We start from the raw sequence: 18,547 nt of genomic DNA on the forward strand, positions 1-18,547 counted from the left end.
CCCAGACAATTATAGAAGATCACCGACTCTTCTTCCCTATATTAAAGTGCTTCCAATATAACCTTTGACAAAGAACGGGATTCACTCACCTTTGAAGGAAGCTTCTTAATCCTTTCAGGTGTTATCCCTCCATCCTGTAACCTGTTAATGATCACCCGACTTCTGCTATCTGCCAGCTTATCCAGGGATTCACCACCATAAGGCCAGTTTTCCAGTAGCCACCGTTCCGCCACGGCTACTCTCTGCGCTTCGCTTTGACTGCTAATCTCGGGCATTTTTCTTTTCTGGGTACGCAGATACATTTGCTCGATTAAATTATTGCGAATAGCATCCGGTATCGCCTGGTCAGGGTGACCGGCAGCCGCCTTATTCATCACCCCATAAAGCTCATGCAGTGCATCTTCCAGTTCAAGTGCCGAAAGTGCTGGCCAGTCCAATTGCCTGGAGGCATGTCCTTCAACAGCTATGGCAAGGCCAGGCCTTTCTTTTAACGCTATAGTTAAAGTCTGCAAATTTTTGACAGAGTCCTCCTCCAGAACAGACTTACCTTCAGCAAAAGTCACTTGGGGTGATATTTTGGATGACACTTCCTTAATCCTGGAAAGGTAAACAAATGGCTTGGCAGCCACTACCTTCCAATGTGCATTAATGGCCTGGGCCAACATATCCTTTGACGGTGCAACATCTTTTTTCGTCTTTTTTATTGCAAAGGAGGTTTGGATAATACCCCGGGAGTCCGTAAGTAATGCTAATGTCAGGCGGTGCACCCCTTCATTATTTTTAAACACGCCGGAAGACAAACCCTGAAGTGTAAGCGAGCCATCACCCTGGAAGGAATCCAGGGTTTCTGTGCCATTAAAAGATAACCGGACCCGAGTCCCCGTCAAATCATAGCTTCCTACGAAAGCCGGAATTACCCCCTGACCGGCAACCGCCGCGCCCAGTGTGAGTTGATAACGGTGTGTGGCAAACTCTTCTGCTCCGGAAAAGCTGCCATCCATCTGGATAGTTTCCCCTTTTTGAAGCTTGCCATTGAGGGTGTACGACAATGCCTTACCCTGAAACAGAACGCTAAGCTCTGAAGCATTCACTCCCCACAGCGCTTCCGTATTAAGTTCAGCATCCTTAAAAATCGCACTGTTTATACCGACTGTTTCACTTAACCGTAATATTAATGCCAGAGGCTGCATTACACGGCTACCGGTTTTAATAGTGGGCTTTTCAAAGAATAATTTATCCACCTGCCAACGGTTGCTATCCGATGAATAGGTAATATCTTTTAATTCAACACTGTCCCAGTTAACGGATAGCTCTTTATCAATCATACCGCCTTCACCGGTATGACCCGTCCCTTTCATTTCCATGGCACTTCCTGCCTGCCAGTGAAGGTTAAAGCGACCATCAAAGTAACCTGCCAATGCCACTTTAGCGCTCTTTTGATACCAGGAACCAAAACTATTCAGGGATAGATTTTCAATGTCCAGAACACCATCCAGTGTCTGACTCTCACCAGCCAGTTTACCATTAAACTGCCAGTCAGCCCCTTGCAATTGACCTGTTGCCACCACCTCGGCCTGCTCTTTATTGACTCCCTTAAGAGCAAGCTTCTGAACCTTTATCGAGCATGATGGATAACAGGCGTTATTTTTTTCATTATCAGAAAGCCATCTAATGGTCGCTGAGTTAAATAATAAATCAGCGGACTCCATCCCGTTAAAGATAACCCATGGCTGTTTCTGCGCTTTCAGCTGTTCTCTATGAACCGTAATTTCTGAATGGTGGAATTCGATTTGTGATAATTGAAATCCATCAAGAACCAGGGAGAACCATGAAGGGCTTAGCTCCATATTTCTTGGATTAATAGTTAACCCCTCACCCAGGGTTAACCGGGCTCCGGTTAATACAAGCTGTCCCCGCCATGGGTTATAGTGGCTATCCTCATAGGACAGCTTTATCCCTGACTGGTTATAACCCCGTTCCAGGTATAGGCTGGCAACCCTGCCCATATTTTGCCAGGCTATAACAGTAAGCCCTGCCAGCAGCAGGAAAATCCCCCCGGCAATTAACCACCAACCAGAACCCCTCGGCTGTTTTAACAACATGAAACACCGTTTGTTAGTGCCTGATGCCAACATCCCGTTCAGACAGGGGAACTACCAGCCCATCACTTGTTTAACGAAAGGTATGGTCAGTTTCCGCTTGGCTCTTAATGAAGCCCCATCAAGCTTATGCAATATTTGAAACAGGCTACCCATCTCCCGGCTACTTCTGTAAATGATGTAACGGGCAACTTCCTCACTCATCTCCAATCCCCGCAGGTGAGCCCGAAGCTGGAGGGCCGAGACCTTGTCATGGTCAGTCAGCGGCTGAACCTGGAAAACCAGCCCCCAACTCAGGCGAGAGACCAGATCCGGCAGCTGTATCCCCAGGGACTTGGGAGGTTTGCTGGCAGCAACCAGCAGGCGGGTTTTCGCATCTCGCAGGCGATTAAACAGGTCAAACAGTCCTTCTTCCCACTCAGGAATACCTGCCACCTCACCAATATCATCGATACAGACAAGCTGAAGCCGTTCCATACCTTCCAGCAACTGTGGAGAGTAATTTACCAGTTCAGACATGGGTAGATAGATGCTTCGGCCCGCCTGGCGATCCACCTGATGACAGGCCGCTTGCAGAAGATGGCTACATCCAACACCGTTGTTACCATAAATAAAAATAAACTGCTCCGTATCCACAGAAGGCAGTTTTCTATCCATGTCCAGCAGATTAACCAAAGCATCATTAGGCCCACCAAAAAAGTTGGCGAATGTTGCATCGTCTCTAAGCTGGACGCTGAGTGGCAGTTGCACAGGCAGACTCATATACGACATTTAATCCGTAATGGGATCTCAAAACAGCTGGAGATACCTCTGGTGCAGGGCTGTACATCATAATTCCAGTACCATGCCCAGTGATCAGGGAGTATAACCACCATGATCCAATTCTGTTCAGAAAGAATCACTTTTCTCTGAATCAGCGCTCATTTTAGGAGTTCCTTCACAATTAGACATGAAAACACTCCCGGGTCACCGGTTATTTTTCAGGCGGATCCGCATGATAAAGGTGACTTACCTTATAATTCCGGTGAAGGTGACGCAAGAGTACCATAATAATGGCCGCCAGTGGCAGAGCAATCAACATCCCGACAAATCCGAAGAGCTGACCACCGGCCATCAAGGCAAAAATCACTGCAACTGGATGCAGCCCAATTTTATCTCCCACCAGGTAAGGCGTAAGGACCCAGCTCTCCAAAAGCTGGCCAATCAAAAACACCAAAGCGACAAAACCCAGAGGGACAAGGCTATCAAACTGAAAAAAGGCCACCAGAATAGCTGTGACAAATCCTATAACAAACCCCATATAGGGAATAATACTTGCGACACCTGCCAACAACCCGATCAAGATGGCAAATTTCAGGCCCACCAGAGACAGCCCAATACTGTAAATGATGCCCAGTGCCAACATGACCATCAACTGGCCTTTAAGAAAAGCGGCCAGAACCTCATCACACTCCTTTCCCAGGCCGACAATAACGGGCTCCAGGTTTCTGGGTATCATTATACGGATATTGTCTACCATTCTGTCCCAGTCACGAAGCAGGTAGAATGTAACCACTGGCACCAGCAACAGATTCGCAATGACCTCAACCAGGGCAATGGAGGAGCGGGTCACCGAAACCCCAAGGTGCGCCAGGATTCCTCCCGCTTTTTGCCACTGCCCGGCTATATTTTTAGCCATTTCACTCAGATCAAATAATTTCGGATCCAGTTCCAGGTAATCTTGCACTACAGGCCAGACATTGGTTCTCAGCCATGCCTCCCACACAGGGAGCATTTGAATAACCCCTTTCAGCTGCTGGAAGACCATTGGAATAACAATTAGCAGAATCAGGATGACCACCAGAAAAATCGCTAAAAACACGATTCCCACCGCCGGGGCCCTTGAAATCCCCGTTTTTTCCAGCCGGTCAACCAGAGAGTCCCCCAGGTAAGCCAGCACCAGACTAACAGCAAAGGGAGCAAGCACCGGCCCGAGGAAATGGATAAACAGGCCTGCAATCAATAAAATAACGGCAAGCATCCAATGTTGCTGAGTAGTCATGGAATAGTCTCTCCTACCCATCGGGGCACTGTTGGCAGGTTATTTTTTAGTATCCGGATCGCCCCCAAACCATCATAGAGTGGACACTACTGGCGATTAGCAAACAGGTTATAAGCAACATCATTGTACCAGTTATTACCCCAGCCGAGGAACTGCAGGACACGATCCAGGCTACCTGGGACATTTGGCGTTTTCCTCTTTTTTATCCACGCCCTTGAAAAATCAGCGACCAAGCCAGCGATAATAAAGCGGTGCTGTTGTATCACCTGATACAGAAGCCTTTGTTTTCTCAAGCCGTTTCAGCTTCCTACCCAAGGCAATGGCATCTGCTAACTGACTCTGGTAACCATCTATACTCAACTCAAGCTCCAACTCTGAACCAGAAACGCGCCTGACCTGCACAGACCTGACCGCCGTGAGTTTTTCCAGATATGAGGTCAGAGCCGCATAATCTTTAACACTATTAATCGACTCTATGACCAAAACCGATTTTCCCTTGGAGTCAGCCGAGACAATAGCGTAGTGCCTGGCCAGGGTACTACCCACCAGATCAGCCGCCACCAACGCCAGCTGCTCATGATTTAAACCCGCTATTTCAGCATCTTGCCGCTGCCCCCTGAACACTAGGGACAAGCGGCCATTATAAATCCCGCCTGCCTCGGACAACCTTCCCGCGAGTATTGACTCCGAACCATAACGAACCGATGCCTCTTCAAGTTTGGAGGTGAACAGTCCCCAGACATCAACGGGAGAAATCACCTGGGCATCCTCAAAATCCATAAGCGGAAAAATCAGTGGTAATGCCCGCCTGGAAAAGCGGCTCTCAAGGGCCTTCACCAAAGGGTTAGCAGCGACCCCTCTTTGGATATTCCGCCCGCTCCCCTCGTCGATAGCAAGCCAGGTCAACGTGGTGGGTCGGTTAGCCCCCCAGATGGCTATTCCCGAGTCCCTGAGCAGACGGTTCACAGCGTCTTCTACAAAAGTAACCTGTAAATATTGCTGCAATTGACCCGACGTGTTTTCCCTTCTGTAGCTATAACCTTTGACATAGCCATCCGGATCAGCCATGGCCTTCTTTAACGCATCATTGGCCAGTGCCCGTGTTTCACCGGTGACATTCACCAGCACCCGTCCGAGTGCCTCTCCCATTGCCTTCTTTCGGTCACGATCTCCCTGAGATTCAACAGGCACTTCCGTTTTATAAAGACCGGAAACCTGAGCGGCTAAAACCTGCCCGGGCAGTGCATAAAACACTGCCACCAATAGCACTGAAAAGAACGCGACCCGAATTGATAGCCGCCTTTTCCATTGAGAACTAATCACTATGTTCTTCCAATAAAAAAACATTTGCCTGACAACCACAGACATGCCAAATGCCCCAACATCCCACCAGGGGGTTATTCTGCCAGTGACTACCTCTTGGTCACAAGTCCGAAAGTCACTATTAAACAGGTTTGTCATCGATGCCACAGACTCCTAGAATAGCGAACTCTGATCATTCATCCCAAATCAATGGTGCGGATTCACTTCCATGAACAAAACCGACCGCCAGCTTTCCACCAAGAAGCCTCTCAGCTATAAAGACTCAGGCGTTGATATTGCCGCAGGCAATGCCCTGGTAGATCGTATCAAACAGGTAGCCAAATCCACCGCCCGCCCTGAAGTCATGGGGGGACTGGGTGGCTTTGGCGCACTTTGCCAGATCCCCTCCGGCTATAAAGAGCCTATTCTGGTTTCCGGTACTGACGGAGTGGGTACTAAACTAAAGCTCGCCATGGAACTCAACCGGCATGACCGGATAGGCATCGACCTGGTGGCCATGTGTGTCAATGACCTGGTGGTCTGTGGCGCTGAACCCCTGTTCTTCCTGGACTACTATGCCTCTGGCAAGCTCAATATAGACATTGCAGAACAGGTCATCAAAGGTATAGGCAAAGGCTGCGAGCTGTCAGGATGCGCCCTCACCGGCGGTGAAACCGCTGAAATGCCAGGCATGTACCACAATGAAGACTATGACCTGGCAGGCTTCTGTGTGGGAATTGTAGAAAAATCTGAAATTATCGATGGCTCCCGGGTCACTCCCAGTGATGTACTTATTGGCTTAGGCTCCAGTGGTCCCCATTCCAATGGTTACTCACTGATTCGAAAGGTCATAGACATCAACGACCAGGATCTTAATCAGCTTCTGGAAGGAAAGCCACTGGCGGACTGGCTGCTTGAACCTACCCGTATCTATGTGAAATCACTGCTCCAGCTCCGTAAAGAGCTTCCCATACATGCCATGGCCCATATTACCGGTGGTGGCTTAACCGAAAACCTGCCCCGGGTTCTTCCTGAGGGTTGCCAGGCAGTCATTGATACACAATCCTGGGAAATTCCCGCTATTTTCCAGTGGCTTCAGACAATGGGTAACATCGAGCCCTCCGAACTTTACCGCACCTTCAACTGCGGTATTGGCATGGTTCTCTGTATTCCGGAACAATACAGCGCATCCGCAGTCGAATTACTGCAATCAATGGGAGAAGAGCCTATGGTTATTGGTCATATTGAAGAGGGATCTGACCAACAGGTGCTCTTCAAATAAAGCGTTAGAGACAGTATATAGATAGGGACTTCCGGCAACCGGGCCGGAAGTCATTGCCTGTGTTATAGCTTTTCACCAAAAGAGATAATCGTGCACAAAAGTAACCGAGTGGTTGTATTACTATCTGGCAACGGCAGCAATTTGCAGGCACTTCTGGATCAGCAGCCCAATTACAGTTATGAAGTCGTCGGCGTCATCAGCAACCGTCCCGACGCCAAAGGTCTTCAAAGAGCAGAACTTGCTGGTATCCCTGCCATCACCCTGGATCATAAAACCTTTCCAGGCCGGGAGGATTATGACCAGGCTTTAATCACCCGGATTGATCAGTTCGAGCCCGGGCTGGTTGTACTGGCTGGCTACATGCGGATTCTTACTGGAAGCTTTGTCAGGCATTACAAAAACCGGCTGATGAATATTCATCCGTCACTACTGCCAGATTACAAAGGACTCGATACCTATAAGCGGGTTCTCAATGACCGGCAACGACAGCACGGTACAACCGTTCACTTTGTTACCGAAGCACTGGACAGTGGCGCCATCATCGCCCAGGCCACTCTTGAGATAGCCGCCAGTGATGATGAGCAGTCACTGTGTAAAAGAGTTCAACGTATGGAGCATAGAATCTACCCCATTGCTGTGGATTTTTATACCAGTGGCCGACTATCAATGGATGACACCCGAATCCGTCTTGACAACATCCCTCTGGGAAAGAAAGGATATCAATTGGACGAACAAACCCTGATAGAGCAGCTATGACCCAAAATGGCCACCCAACAAAAAGCAGGATGCTTTCTGCTCTCAGTTCCGGATGCCCCTCTGGGGCATCAATAAAGCCAGCGGACCGGAATCCGAAGAGTGCTATGGCACGCAGGGCAGGACTTGCGTTTTTTCTAACCCTCACACTAACAGGCTTACCCTGCCTGACATTCGCCGCCAGCAGTCCAGAGACCAGCAAGGTCATAACGTCCCAAGGCACCACAACCCAGCCAGCCAAAAGCGGGTCAGTCCTGCTCAAGCCCTATACAGCGGAATTAAAGGCCAGTATGAAAGGTTTGCCCATCAGTGGCTCTGGCAACCGGGAACTAAAACAGAACAAAGAGGGTCACTGGGAGCTTAACTTTGATGCCAGCTCGGGTTTATTCGGTATCAGTGAAAGCAGTGAGTTCAGTTTAAGTGACGGTACCATAAAACCAGAAGCTTACCGCTATAAACGTTCAGGCATAATCGGCAGCAAACCGGAAGAAAAAGCCCTTTTTGACTGGAAGCAATCACAGGTTAACTGGGAAAATGATGAAAAGCACTGGGCTATCAAACTGCAAACAGGAGCCCTTGATAATCTATCCTACCAGACCCAGCTGCGTATGGACCTGGCCGCTGGCAAAAAAGAGCTGAACTACCTGATTGCAGACGATGATGAAGTATACCTGAGGAGTTTTGTTATTGAGGGTGAAGAAGTACTGAGCACGGATGCCGGTAAACTCAATACCGTCAGGGTTAGAATCAAGCGGGACAATAACAAGCGTGAAACCTGGATCTGGTTTGCCAAGGACTGGGACTTTTTCTTTGTCAAACTCCTGCAAAAGGAAGGCGGTTCGGAGTATACCGTGGAGCTAAAAAACGCCAGTATTGACGGTAAGCCCATCAAAGGGATATAGCCCTTATGGTTGATGGGAAATCACATACCCTGTGCCCTGAACCATCAATCTTCAACCAATAATCCAGCCCCTAGGGGCTGTTGATGTTTTATCGCGTGCTCAGCCAAAGCCAGCGCTTTCGTGGCTAGGCGTAGCAGCGTAGGAATGCTCATGCCTTTCAAGCTGCTGCAACGACGGCACGGAAGCGCTGGCTTTGGCCCTTCGGGTGGCTCGTAAAGCGGCCTTCCGACTGCGTTAAACTGGCTTGACGTAGAATAACTACGCGCTGCACCAGTTCGCCTTGCGTAAGGCCGCTTTACGAACCACTGAGCTCGCGATAAAACATCAACAGCCCCTAGCAGCGTTGTTTATGTTATATTTTCTCCATTTCTTGAGTACTCCCTGATATCTAGAGGATCATATGCGCTTTCTTCACACGATGCTACGGGTGGGAAACCTGGATCAATCCATTGCGTTTTACACTGAAGTCCTAGGCATGAAACTGCTCCGGCAGCATGACAATGAAGACTATAAATATACCCTGGCCTTTGTGGGTTATGCCGATGAGTCAGAGCAGGCTGTGATTGAGCTGACCTATAACTGGGGTACAGACAGCTATGAACAGGGAAATGCCTTTGGTCACATTGCTATTGGTGTAGACGATATTTACAGCACCTGTGAATCCATCCATAAAAGTGGTGGTACAATCACCCGTGAACCGGGTCCTGTTCTGGGTGGAAAAACAGAAATTGCCTTTGTTGAAGATCCGGATGGCTACAAAATAGAACTCATCCAAATGAAGCAGGCCTCCCAAGGGCTAGGCTAACAAAAAAGGCACACTGGCAATAGCCATCACTGGCTCATATAAATTCGGGTCAGTGAAAATCCGGACTTAGCAGATACGACTAATTCATTTACTCTCAATAACCTGTGCAACGACGTCCTAATATCCATATGGCTGCTGCACAAGCTTGAATAGATGGAATGCGTTACCGGCGTCCTCGCTGGAAATGCATACGGATACCTCTAACTGCTAAGGCTTGGAAAGGTATGTATTCCCAGGCTGGAGAGGGTGTCGCGAAACCCTCAGCACAATGTCCTGTTTTTTTTGGAACCACAAAGGACACTAAGTACACCAAGGCTTTTCTTAAAATGCTTCGTGCTCTTCGTGTCTTCGTGGTTTAAAAAAGCCTTTTGCGACAACCTCTGGAGCCTGGGAACGAGTCTACATATCAAACGCATTGATGAAATAATGTACCAGACCAGGTATCCACAACACTAATTCGGGGGAAACTGTTTAAGGTAATGCGTAGATCAAAACCGGTTTTGGCTGCACTACTGGCGTTGCCACTTGTTACAAATTGTTCAAATAGCACTTCAGCCGATAAAGTTTCAACAGTGGCTTCCCACAGCAGTCAAACAACAGAGGCAGCACCTGCCAAACTGGACAATGCTGAAGCCATGGCGACCATGACCGAGATTTTAACTCGCAAGTCACGCCGTTACTGGGGAGATGATAAGCATGCAGAACCGAAAGAATATGTAAAGTACACTAATAATTATCGAACACGGGTTTTTATCAATTTCCAGCAGGGAGAGGTTCATGTTGAAACCCTGGATCCGCAGGACCTTCGCCATGCCATCATTGCAACCCTGCTAACCCCTGAAAACCCGGAAACCGTTGACTTGTTTACCGATAAAAGCATTCCTCTCGGGGAAGAACCCCTGCTATTCGGCCAGGTACTCGACCAACATGGCAAGCCTATCCGCTGGCAATGGGATGCCAAATATTTTGCCGACTATCTGATGGAAAATCAGCTACAGAAAACACCATCACCTTACGGCGTCATTTATCGTGTCAGAATCAGCCTGGTTAAAGATCACACACTTAAACGACAATATCAGTATGCAGGCATCATAAGGCAATATGGCCACTACTATAATATTGACGAAAGCCTGATTTACGCCATTATCCATACAGAAAGCCGGTTTAACCCCTATGCCATCAGTAACGCCAATGCTTATGGACTGATGCAAATTATTCCGACCTCAGCAGGACGGGATGTATTCAAGCGCATCAAAAATAAAACAAATGAGCTTCCCAACAAAGACTACCTGTTTAAGCCCCAAAACAATATTGAAATAGGTACAGCTTATCTACATATACTGGATAGCCATTATCTTAAGGATATTGAGAACCCCCTGAGCCGGAAATACAGTGTTATTTCGGCATACAATGGCGGCGCAGGTAATGTACTTGCCACATTTGCCAAAAATAGAAATAAGGCGATTACCAAAATTAACAGCATGGAGCCAGCAGAGGTTTATCAGGCACTGGTAAGTCATCACCCCAGAAAAGAGTCTCGCCAATACCTGAAAAAAGTCACCCTGACACAGCAGGCTTTTTACCAGCTCTATGCGACAAATGATGGATAGACTAAATAGCCATATCACCGGCTTTAATTCGACCTGTTTTCTTCAAAACCTGATGAATCACTAAGCTAATAGCCGCAGGCAAAGCAAAACACATCAATAGGATGCTCCCCCAGGCACTGGTTCCCATCGTTTCCAGAGCGGCCAGAGGTCCTACTAACCCTGCGGTTCCCATCCCGGCACCCACTGGACTATTCTCCAGCAAAAAGACGGTGGTCGCCAAAGGCCCGAGAACAATAGAGGAAAGTATGGGAGCTACGCTAATCCAGGGATTTCGAACAATATTGCCAATCTGTAGCATGGAGGTGCCTAATCCCTGGGCAATTAACCCCGAATAACCATTATCTTTATAGCTGGTTACAGCAAAACCAATCATATGACAGGCACAACCAACGGTGGCAGCACCCGCTGCAAAACCGGAAAGCCCAAGGGAAATGGCAATGGCAGCACTGGATACCGGCAGTGTCAGTAAAATCCCCATGCTGGCTGAAACCAGGATTCCCATAGGGACAGGATGAAGGTGGGTCATGGCATTAATCATTGCACCGGTGGCAGCCATCACCTGGGCAATCACAGGAGAGATAATAAACCCGACGCCCCCTCCAACTATCAGCACAAAAGCGGGAACCAGGATCATATTCAGCCGCGTTTTATCCCATAACCACAGCCCGGCCAACGTTCCTGCCAGCGCTGCCACCAGTGCTCCTGCGGGGTCACCAATAGCCAAATGGGCAGTAGCAGACACTGTACCGGCACCCATGGCACCACAAGCTAAGGCTGATACCACTATCAGGGGCGGTGCATTCAGGGATAACGCCACCCCGGCACCTATGGCAGGCCCCATCATATACTGCGCGATAGCTCCCAACTGGGATAGCAAAGCAAGTCCACTATAGCCCCCCAGCTGTTTTAAGATCAGCCCGATAATCAGGGATGAAAACAAGCCGGCAGCCATACCATTGAGCACCCTGACCAAAGTCGAACCAAACAGTGAGAGCCGGTCATTCAGGCGGGAAACCCAGGGAGAAAGACAACTGGAGAAAGACATTCTGTTACTGCGCTCCACAGAAGCATATTAGATTCTGTTAAAATGACTATGGAGCGCTTTTTATCATAGATAGCATAAAAGCAAAACCAGCTTCCAGGAAAGAAAACATAACATCCAGCAGTCACTTCCTTAAATGTTTATATGTACGTTGTGCATTGCCAGTATTTAATACCGAGGGAGAACGTTCAACTCTTTTTATGCTAGTTGTAACTTCAGTACCTTCCTTCTTTTTATAATAACAATAATAAACTACAGCTCCAGTCCCGACGATAAACAACCCTAGCATAACAGTCTCAACAGATATCGGAGTTATTGAGGTAAAAGTTTCAGACAAACCACAATACCTCAGCATACCACCTAAACAGGAATAAGAATAAGAAGGCCAATGCCAAAATAGTTTATCAAACCATAATACCCAGGTGTAGAAAGTAGCTACCTCTCCCTCATAGATTGCAACAGCAGCCGGGCAAGACTGGGCAGCAGGGCATGGGGGGCAGGGCTGGGGAACAGGGCACGGTGGGCATTGCTGCGGGCAGGGAATAAACTGAGGGCTGCATGGCAGACATTGTGGTGGTGGCTGAACACATTGGTCAGATAAGACAGGCGAGCATGCCTGAACTACTCTTTCTCCCTCAGCAATTTCAACAGCAGGAGGAGTTGGGGTTGAGGTAAAAAAAGATCTCCCGCAACCTCTAACCAAATCAACCCCACTACCCAATAAGGTTGCTAAAAAAAGATAAACGCCACTGTAAAATGAAAACTCAGAATGAACCTTATTTGCTCGTCCTCCTGTATTAGCAGGCTGACGCTTCACCCTTTTGGAATTAACATCTGCCACAACGATGATATCATTTGCAATATCTGACGGAGTAAAACCATCTCTACTGATAGGGCATGGTACTTTTTCAGTAAAGACTGATAAATCCCCAATAAATAACCTGTATTTTTTAAGATCCTTTTCTTTTAGCTTTTTACACAAATGGTACACTGTTTTATTTTCTTTATTTTTCTTGAAATAACATAACAACTCATAACCACCTCAGCAATTCCCGCAGACTTGATTAAAGCCCTTAATAACAAGGGCTGTAGCTTGGTAGCCTCTTGCTAAAATCGCAGACTATCCGGTAGAATTTCACCACAATAATAATAACGATGCTCATGTTGTGCCGCTAACGAAACCAAGAACCATTGCTGAAAAACTGCTCAAAATAGTCTCTGATGAAGCGGGTCAAATTCCAGACTTTCGCAAGAAAAGCCAACATGACAAAATTGTCCTTCATGATGCGGTCATGAGTGGCCTGGCAGTCATGCACCTGAAATACCCTTCATTACTGGCTTTTGATCAGGATTGTGTCAATAACCCAGATAGGCTCAAGAACTTAAAGTCGATGTACAATGTCAGCTGTGTCCCCAGTGATACCTATCTGAGGGATCTGATTGACCCTATCGAAACACGCTATTTAAGGAAGTTCTTTACCCGCCTGTTTGCCTTTGTGCAACGATCTGGGCGGCTTAAGCAGTTCACTTATTTTGAGGAAGGGTATCTTGCGCCTATCGATGGTACGGGGCACTTTTGCTCAGGGAAGATTAGTTGTCCTGAGTGTTGTGTAAAAAAGCCAGGCAGCAAAAATCCGCAATACTACCATCAGTTACTGGCCTGCTGTCTGGTAAAGCCGGGCAAGAAAGAAGTATTACCTTTAATGCCTGAACCCATCATCAAACAAGTTGATGCGTCAAAGAATGATTGTGAGAAGGTAGCGCTCAAGCGGCTATTGGCGAATTTATCCAGAGAGCATCCGCACCTGCCACTGGTTCTGACTTTTGATGACCTGTACTCAGATGGACCGACCATCAAGTTGGTAAAGTCCTTTGGCTATAGCTTCATTATGGTGGCAAAGGATTCAACCCATGAGTCGTTATACCAGGCCGTCGATGAGCTGGATTGTGCAGACAAAGTGGTGCGCTATGAATATACCGATGATAAAGGGTTTACGCACTGGTTCCGGTTTGTGAATGGTGCCCCCATTAACAAGTCACACCCGGATGTGCTGGTTAACTTTCTCGAATATATAGAAATTGATCCAGAGGGCAACAAGAAGTACGTCAACACCTGGGTCACGGACATTGAGCTTTCAGCCGAGAACGTGAATAAATTCATGCGAGGAGCACGCGCTAAATGGAAAATTGAAAACGAAACGTTCAATACACTGAAAACACAGGGCTACCATCTCGAACACAATTACGGGCACGGAAAGCAGCATCTGGCCAGCAATCTGGCATGCCTGACTTTTACGGCCTTCCTCATCAACCAGATAGAACAACTGTCTTGCAAGCTCTTCCAGGAAGCGCTCAAGATAAAAAAGTCTAAAAAGGCATTCTGGCATGCCATACGAGGGCTGTTTGACTGGTTCTGCATTGATAACTGGACAGACGTATTTACAGCTATCATTGAAGGGCGAAGTGTGAGCTTGAAGTTGCTGACTGTCGATACGACATAGAGCGTTGATGTTAGCCCTGTGACCTGTGTTACCTGTCATTAAAACCGACTGCCGATATAGCAGCAGTCTGGCTCTGTTCATCCGCGATAAAATCATTTTTAATTAACTGAAAATGTGCCAGCCGGAATCTGGTTTGCGGGAATTGCTGTAACCACCTTCAAAATCTTTTCTTAACATATCAACTGCTTTCTTTTTTTTAATAAATCTTACGATTTCCTCAGTCATAACAGTTTTATCAACAGATGTATTTTCCCGAATATAATTTTGGACAAGATAGGCCGCATCCTCTGACCATCGAGCAAAAAAACAATCGTCACCATCATTAGCAAATGCATTCACCTGAATCACAAAGGATAAAAAAAAACACAAGATAAATAATAAATCATTCCAAAACCATCCAATCAGCAAAACATCTTTAATTTCACTTTTATTTCCTTATGGAAATTGTTTTTAAAAACCCCCAAATCCCAGTAGAAGTTGAGCCAGCCCCATCATTTTTTTCACTTCCATCTCTATATTTCTTTAAAAATAGCGTTCTATTCAAATCAACATAAAGCAATAACCCTTCAAGATCTATACGCCCTGGATTAGAAATAATTAGAAAATTTTTTCCTCTGTTGTTCTTTTACAATCTACACGAACGGAAAATCTGTCATCTGGAGGATAAAATAAACTATGATCATCTGAATTAACCAACCTTATATCTTTTGTTTCTGCTGGCCTTTCCATTTTTACTTTTAGATCACATACCAGCATCTCCTCTCCCACTGTCTCGTAATTAGTTAAATTTTCTGGATGTATTTTAACCAATCTAACCTTTCGTTTTAACTTATCTATATGTTTTTTCCTATCGCTGGTTTTCCAGGCAGGGGTACAGTGTGCTTCGAGATGCCCTTTTACTGGTGCGGCAAACTCCCCAAGTGCATTAACATCATTATACAAAGAATCTATACAAATCATACCCGGATGACGAAGTACAAAAAACTGTTCCTGATATAATTTTCCAGATATCCGAAAAATCACTTTCCTACCTTTTCTTAGCTGTTCTGGAACCTCAAATAAAAACCACTCTTCTTTACTTTCAAAACTAGAAGGTAAATTCTTAGATATAAATTTACTATTATCTTCTGCTGATAAAAGATCAACAGAACATGAACCACTTGTTTGATATTCTAGCCATACAATCAGCATCTTTTCACCTTTATCAACATCCACTTCTTGCCAATAATGAAAGCTTTTCTCATCAGGGCCACCCGAAGGATTAGCCTGACTAGCAAGTCTTACTCCCTCTGAACGTGATTTCGATTCACTTTCAAGTACCTCTCCAGCAATATCTATATGCTGAACTGTTATTTTTCCTCCTGGAGGCCAGCTATTCCCGTGACATCAATTAAATCACTGCAACAGCAAGGCTTACAGTAAATTCCAAATGGAGTGATTTCGCACAAAATAACGTCTACTTTTGATAGGGATACTTTATCAATGGCTGTCTCTCATGGCTTATCCATTCCAAAAAAGTCGTAAGCATCTTTGTGCAAACAGTTTAATTACTACGATTTCTGAAAGTTATGAGCAAATTCCAGATGTCCGACCAAACAAGGATTCCAGAAAAATAACAATACATGATGCCTCCATGTCCGCTTTTGCCATGATGCATCTCAAGTACCCATCGCTCCTCTCGTTTGAGCGTGATAAAACAGAGCAAGAAGTAAGGCATAACCTTGAGCACCTGTATCAGATAAAAAAACGTGCTCCCTGTGATACCAGTATGCGGGAAATCCTGGATCCAATAGATCCCGTAGAGTTCAAAAAGCCTTTTAAGACATTGCTGTCTAACGTCCAAAGGGGCGGATTACTGAAGGCATTCGAATTTCACTGCGGGAACTTGAAAAATCACTACTTGCTCCCGATCGATGGAACTGGGCTATTTTACTCCTGCAATAATAAAAAACCTTGTCAGGAGTGCTGTACTAAAAATAAGGGAAAGGCCAACGAAGCTCACTACCACCAGTTAATGGCAGCATGCATTGCTCACCCGGATCAAAAAACAGTCTTGCCATTGGCACCGGAAGCCATAGTTTGCCAGGACGGTTCGACCAAAAATGACTGTGAAAAAAATGCCATTAAACGGTTGTTTGCCACCATACGAGAGCATCACCCACGTCTAAAGTTCGTTATTCTTCTGGACAGTCTTTATGCTGACAACCCCACTGTCCAACTGATTAAGAGTTATGGCTGGCATTACATCATTGTCGCGAAAGATGGCAACCATGCCTCGCTGGTTGAAGCGATGGATGAGCTGGATAAAGAAGGAAAAGTTCACCGTGCTGAAAAAGTTAATGAAGAGACTGGAATTAAGTGGTGGTTTCGCTATGCCAATGACGTCAGGCTGAACAAGGCAAAATATGCAGAACAGGTTAATGTGCTTGATTTTGTCGAAACCGATAAAAAAGGTAAACAGCATATCTGGTGCTGGGTGACTGATATTCCGCTTAACGAAGAAACCATAGAACCCGTCATGAAAGGAGGGCGCTGCCGATGGCATATTGAGAACCAGACGTTTAACACCCTGAAAAATCAAGGCTACGATCTCGAACATAACTACGGTCACGGTGAGAAGCACTTAGCCACAAATCTGGCCTATCTGACGATGCTTGCTTTTCTCGTAGATCAAATACAGGAACTGTGCTGTCCCCAGTTTCAGGAAGCTTTAAGAACCCGCTCAAAAGGAGTCCGTATAGCATTATGGAAATGGATACAGGGCTATTTTTTGCATTGGCTGATAAAAACGTGGGAGGGGCTTTTTTACACAGTAACTCATGGTATTGAAGAGAAAAGGGTGATTCCATTCGATACATCATAACCGGCCATATCGTAGCTACGTTCAGGGGTGACATTTTTTCTTTAAAGCTCCGCTTTGTTAATTGGCGGCTCAGTTTTGATCGGCTTCATTATTTTTGCTGCCTTATTGTCAATACCAACGATCATCGACGTTCATCATGCGGGAATAGCTGCCTGGAGGCATTATTAAATTCCAGCCATCTGCACCAACTCCATTTAAATATGCCATTCCGTCCGCTTGCAAAGAATCAACTTCTTTTATTCCACTTAACGAACATTCCAATCCAGGATTAGTCAACATATTTTCAAAATAAAGCTTAAATTCTTGACCTTCAAGAATCCTCTTCATATCGCTCATTCTTTTTTTCTGTTTTTCTTCTTCTAACGAAAGATTTTCTAGTTTTTCACGCAAATGCTCATGGAGAGCAACAGCATCCTGATTGCTTGCTAAATACCACCCCACAAGTTCTTGAAATGTATTTTCCATTTTTTTAGAACGTGTTATAAGTGTTTGTCGTCTTGTATCTGTATCCTGGTCTACTAATCGATTACCCAAATCAGCTATTACAGGTGATGTCCTATCTACTGTCTTCTGTAGTTTATCAAGATTATGTTGCATTAAGTTTATATCAGCCTTCATTTCACCTCCATCTTTTTTAACTTGCGCCATATCCTTTGTCAAATGATCCATAGCCTTTCCACCTTCCTTTACTCCCTCACCAACATTAACTAAAACTCCTTGTATTTGCCCCACACCTTTTTCAATATTTTTAACAACACCATCCATGTTCTCTGTTCGTTCAGCCATCAAAGAAATATTATCCTGCATTTGCTTTTTAAGCTCTTCTTTCTCCCTATTCGAAAATATTGCCATAGTCTTTCCTTTTACAGATGTAACCACACTCATAGTATCCTTCCCTCTGGCAGATTTATTAAATTTCAGAGTGCCACTCCCATCCTCACTAAAATCATCTCGATCTGCTGCAAAACATAAAGTCATAGTAAAAAATAATAAAAAAAACAAAAAAACAAAACTGAAAGCACTTCTTTCTTTTTTTATAAATAAAAAATAATACATAAAAAAACCCAAATAAAACATAAAATACAACCATGAACTATATAAGCAGCCAAAAATATTGGCTAATAAAAAATACGTATATTAAAATAAAATACACAAACATTAAAATATAATAAATAAAAGTCACTCGCTTAATAATTTCAACGAAAATCGAGTCAGACACTTTATAAAAAGCCACAAAAAAACTTCTAATTTAGTGCAAATTCTTTAAGCAAACTTCATTAAAAAAATAAATTTAATGGTTTTTCATAATTAAAATCCACCAACTAAAATTCAAAGAATTATATCTAC

General features: G+C 45.4%; 16 protein-coding genes. 7 read left to right on the plus strand and 9 right to left on the minus strand.

The genetic code is table 11. The features are described 5' to 3' along the window. Positions 1 to 41: 41 nt before the first annotated feature. The 4 genes from MJ595_RS21700 to MJ595_RS21715 form a co-directional block, all read right to left on the minus strand. Positions 42 to 2,102, minus strand: a complete 2,061-nt coding sequence (locus MJ595_RS21700; RefSeq protein ID WP_263080221.1) for a hypothetical protein — start codon at positions 2,100 to 2,102, stop codon at positions 42 to 44. A gap of 51 nt (positions 2,103 to 2,153) precedes the next feature. Beyond that, the gene (gene hda, locus MJ595_RS21705; protein WP_263322560.1) at positions 2,154 to 2,861 is read right to left on the minus strand and encodes a DnaA regulatory inactivator Hda; all 708 of its coding nucleotides are present in this window, start codon (positions 2,859 to 2,861) and stop codon (positions 2,154 to 2,156) included. Between the two features lie 211 nt (positions 2,862 to 3,072). Beyond that, entirely contained in the window at positions 3,073 to 4,140 is a 1,068-nt protein-coding gene (locus tag MJ595_RS21710; protein WP_263080222.1) for an AI-2E family transporter, read from the minus strand. A gap of 222 nt (positions 4,141 to 4,362) precedes the next feature. Then, a complete protein-coding gene (locus MJ595_RS21715) occupies positions 4,363 to 5,601 on the minus strand; it encodes a DUF2066 domain-containing protein (protein ID WP_263322561.1) in 1,239 nt (412 codons plus the stop codon). 70 nt (positions 5,602 to 5,671) lie between these two features. Between MJ595_RS21715 and purM the strand changes: the two genes are divergently transcribed. The 5 genes from purM to MJ595_RS21740 all read left to right on the plus strand — a co-directional run bounded on the left by purM (position 5,672) and on the right by MJ595_RS21740 (position 10,794). Continuing rightward, a complete protein-coding gene (purM, locus tag MJ595_RS21720; RefSeq protein ID WP_263080223.1) occupies positions 5,672 to 6,724 on the plus strand; it encodes a phosphoribosylformylglycinamidine cyclo-ligase in 1,053 nt (350 codons plus the stop codon). A gap of 108 nt (positions 6,725 to 6,832) precedes the next feature. Beyond that, positions 6,833 to 7,480 carry a phosphoribosylglycinamide formyltransferase gene (gene purN / locus MJ595_RS21725; RefSeq protein WP_263080224.1) on the plus strand — a complete coding sequence of 216 codons (648 nt, stop codon included), beginning with the start codon at positions 6,833 to 6,835 and terminating at the stop codon, positions 7,478 to 7,480. Between the two features lie 104 nt (positions 7,481 to 7,584). Continuing rightward, the gene (locus MJ595_RS21730) at positions 7,585 to 8,379 is read left to right on the plus strand and encodes a DUF3108 domain-containing protein (protein ID WP_263080225.1); all 795 of its coding nucleotides are present in this window, start codon (positions 7,585 to 7,587) and stop codon (positions 8,377 to 8,379) included. A gap of 400 nt (positions 8,380 to 8,779) precedes the next feature. Next, entirely contained in the window at positions 8,780 to 9,184 is a 405-nt protein-coding gene (gene gloA / locus MJ595_RS21735; RefSeq protein WP_263080226.1) for a lactoylglutathione lyase, read from the plus strand. Positions 9,185 to 9,756: 572 nt separating this feature from the next. Then, positions 9,757 to 10,794, plus strand: a complete 1,038-nt coding sequence (locus tag MJ595_RS21740; protein WP_263080227.1) for a murein transglycosylase domain-containing protein — start codon at positions 9,757 to 9,759, stop codon at positions 10,792 to 10,794. A gap of 1 nt (position 10,795) precedes the next feature. Here MJ595_RS21740 and MJ595_RS21745 read toward each other — a convergent pair whose 3' ends face one another. Further along, complete coding sequence (locus tag MJ595_RS21745) at positions 10,796 to 11,839, minus strand: PTS sugar transporter subunit IIC (RefSeq protein WP_263080228.1); 1,044 nt, start codon at positions 11,837 to 11,839, stop codon at positions 10,796 to 10,798. 121 nt (positions 11,840 to 11,960) lie between these two features. After that, positions 11,961 to 12,866, minus strand: coding sequence for a hypothetical protein (locus MJ595_RS21750; protein WP_263080229.1), 906 nt, complete (start codon positions 12,864 to 12,866; stop codon positions 11,961 to 11,963). 136 nt (positions 12,867 to 13,002) lie between these two features. On the opposite strand from MJ595_RS21750, the gene MJ595_RS21755 reads away from it, so the two are divergent. Continuing rightward, positions 13,003 to 14,337, plus strand: a complete 1,335-nt coding sequence (locus MJ595_RS21755; protein WP_263078000.1) for a transposase — start codon at positions 13,003 to 13,005, stop codon at positions 14,335 to 14,337. A 102-nt stretch (positions 14,338 to 14,439) separates the two neighbouring features. Here MJ595_RS21755 and MJ595_RS21760 read toward each other — a convergent pair whose 3' ends face one another. Together MJ595_RS21760 and MJ595_RS21765 are read right to left on the minus strand one after the other, a co-directional pair. After that, on the minus strand, positions 14,440 to 14,745 hold the full coding sequence (locus tag MJ595_RS21760; RefSeq protein WP_263080230.1) for a hypothetical protein: 306 nt from the start codon (positions 14,743 to 14,745) through the stop codon (positions 14,440 to 14,442). A gap of 189 nt (positions 14,746 to 14,934) precedes the next feature. Next, positions 14,935 to 15,552: a hypothetical protein gene (locus MJ595_RS21765; protein ID WP_263080231.1), complete on the minus strand. Its 618-nt coding sequence runs from the start codon at positions 15,550 to 15,552 to the stop codon at positions 14,935 to 14,937. 280 nt (positions 15,553 to 15,832) lie between these two features. On the opposite strand from MJ595_RS21765, the gene MJ595_RS21770 reads away from it, so the two are divergent. Further along, a complete protein-coding gene (locus MJ595_RS21770) occupies positions 15,833 to 17,200 on the plus strand; it encodes a transposase (RefSeq protein WP_263078002.1) in 1,368 nt (455 codons plus the stop codon). A 108-nt stretch (positions 17,201 to 17,308) separates the two neighbouring features. On the opposite strand, the gene MJ595_RS21775 is transcribed toward MJ595_RS21770, so the two are convergent. After that, a complete protein-coding gene (locus tag MJ595_RS21775) occupies positions 17,309 to 18,277 on the minus strand; it encodes a hypothetical protein (RefSeq protein WP_263080233.1) in 969 nt (322 codons plus the stop codon). Between the last annotated feature and the right edge of the window lie 270 nt (positions 18,278 to 18,547).

It is taken from the genome of Endozoicomonas sp. Mp262, assembly GCF_025643335.1.
Lineage (GTDB): Bacteria > Pseudomonadota > Gammaproteobacteria > Pseudomonadales > Endozoicomonadaceae > Endonucleibacter.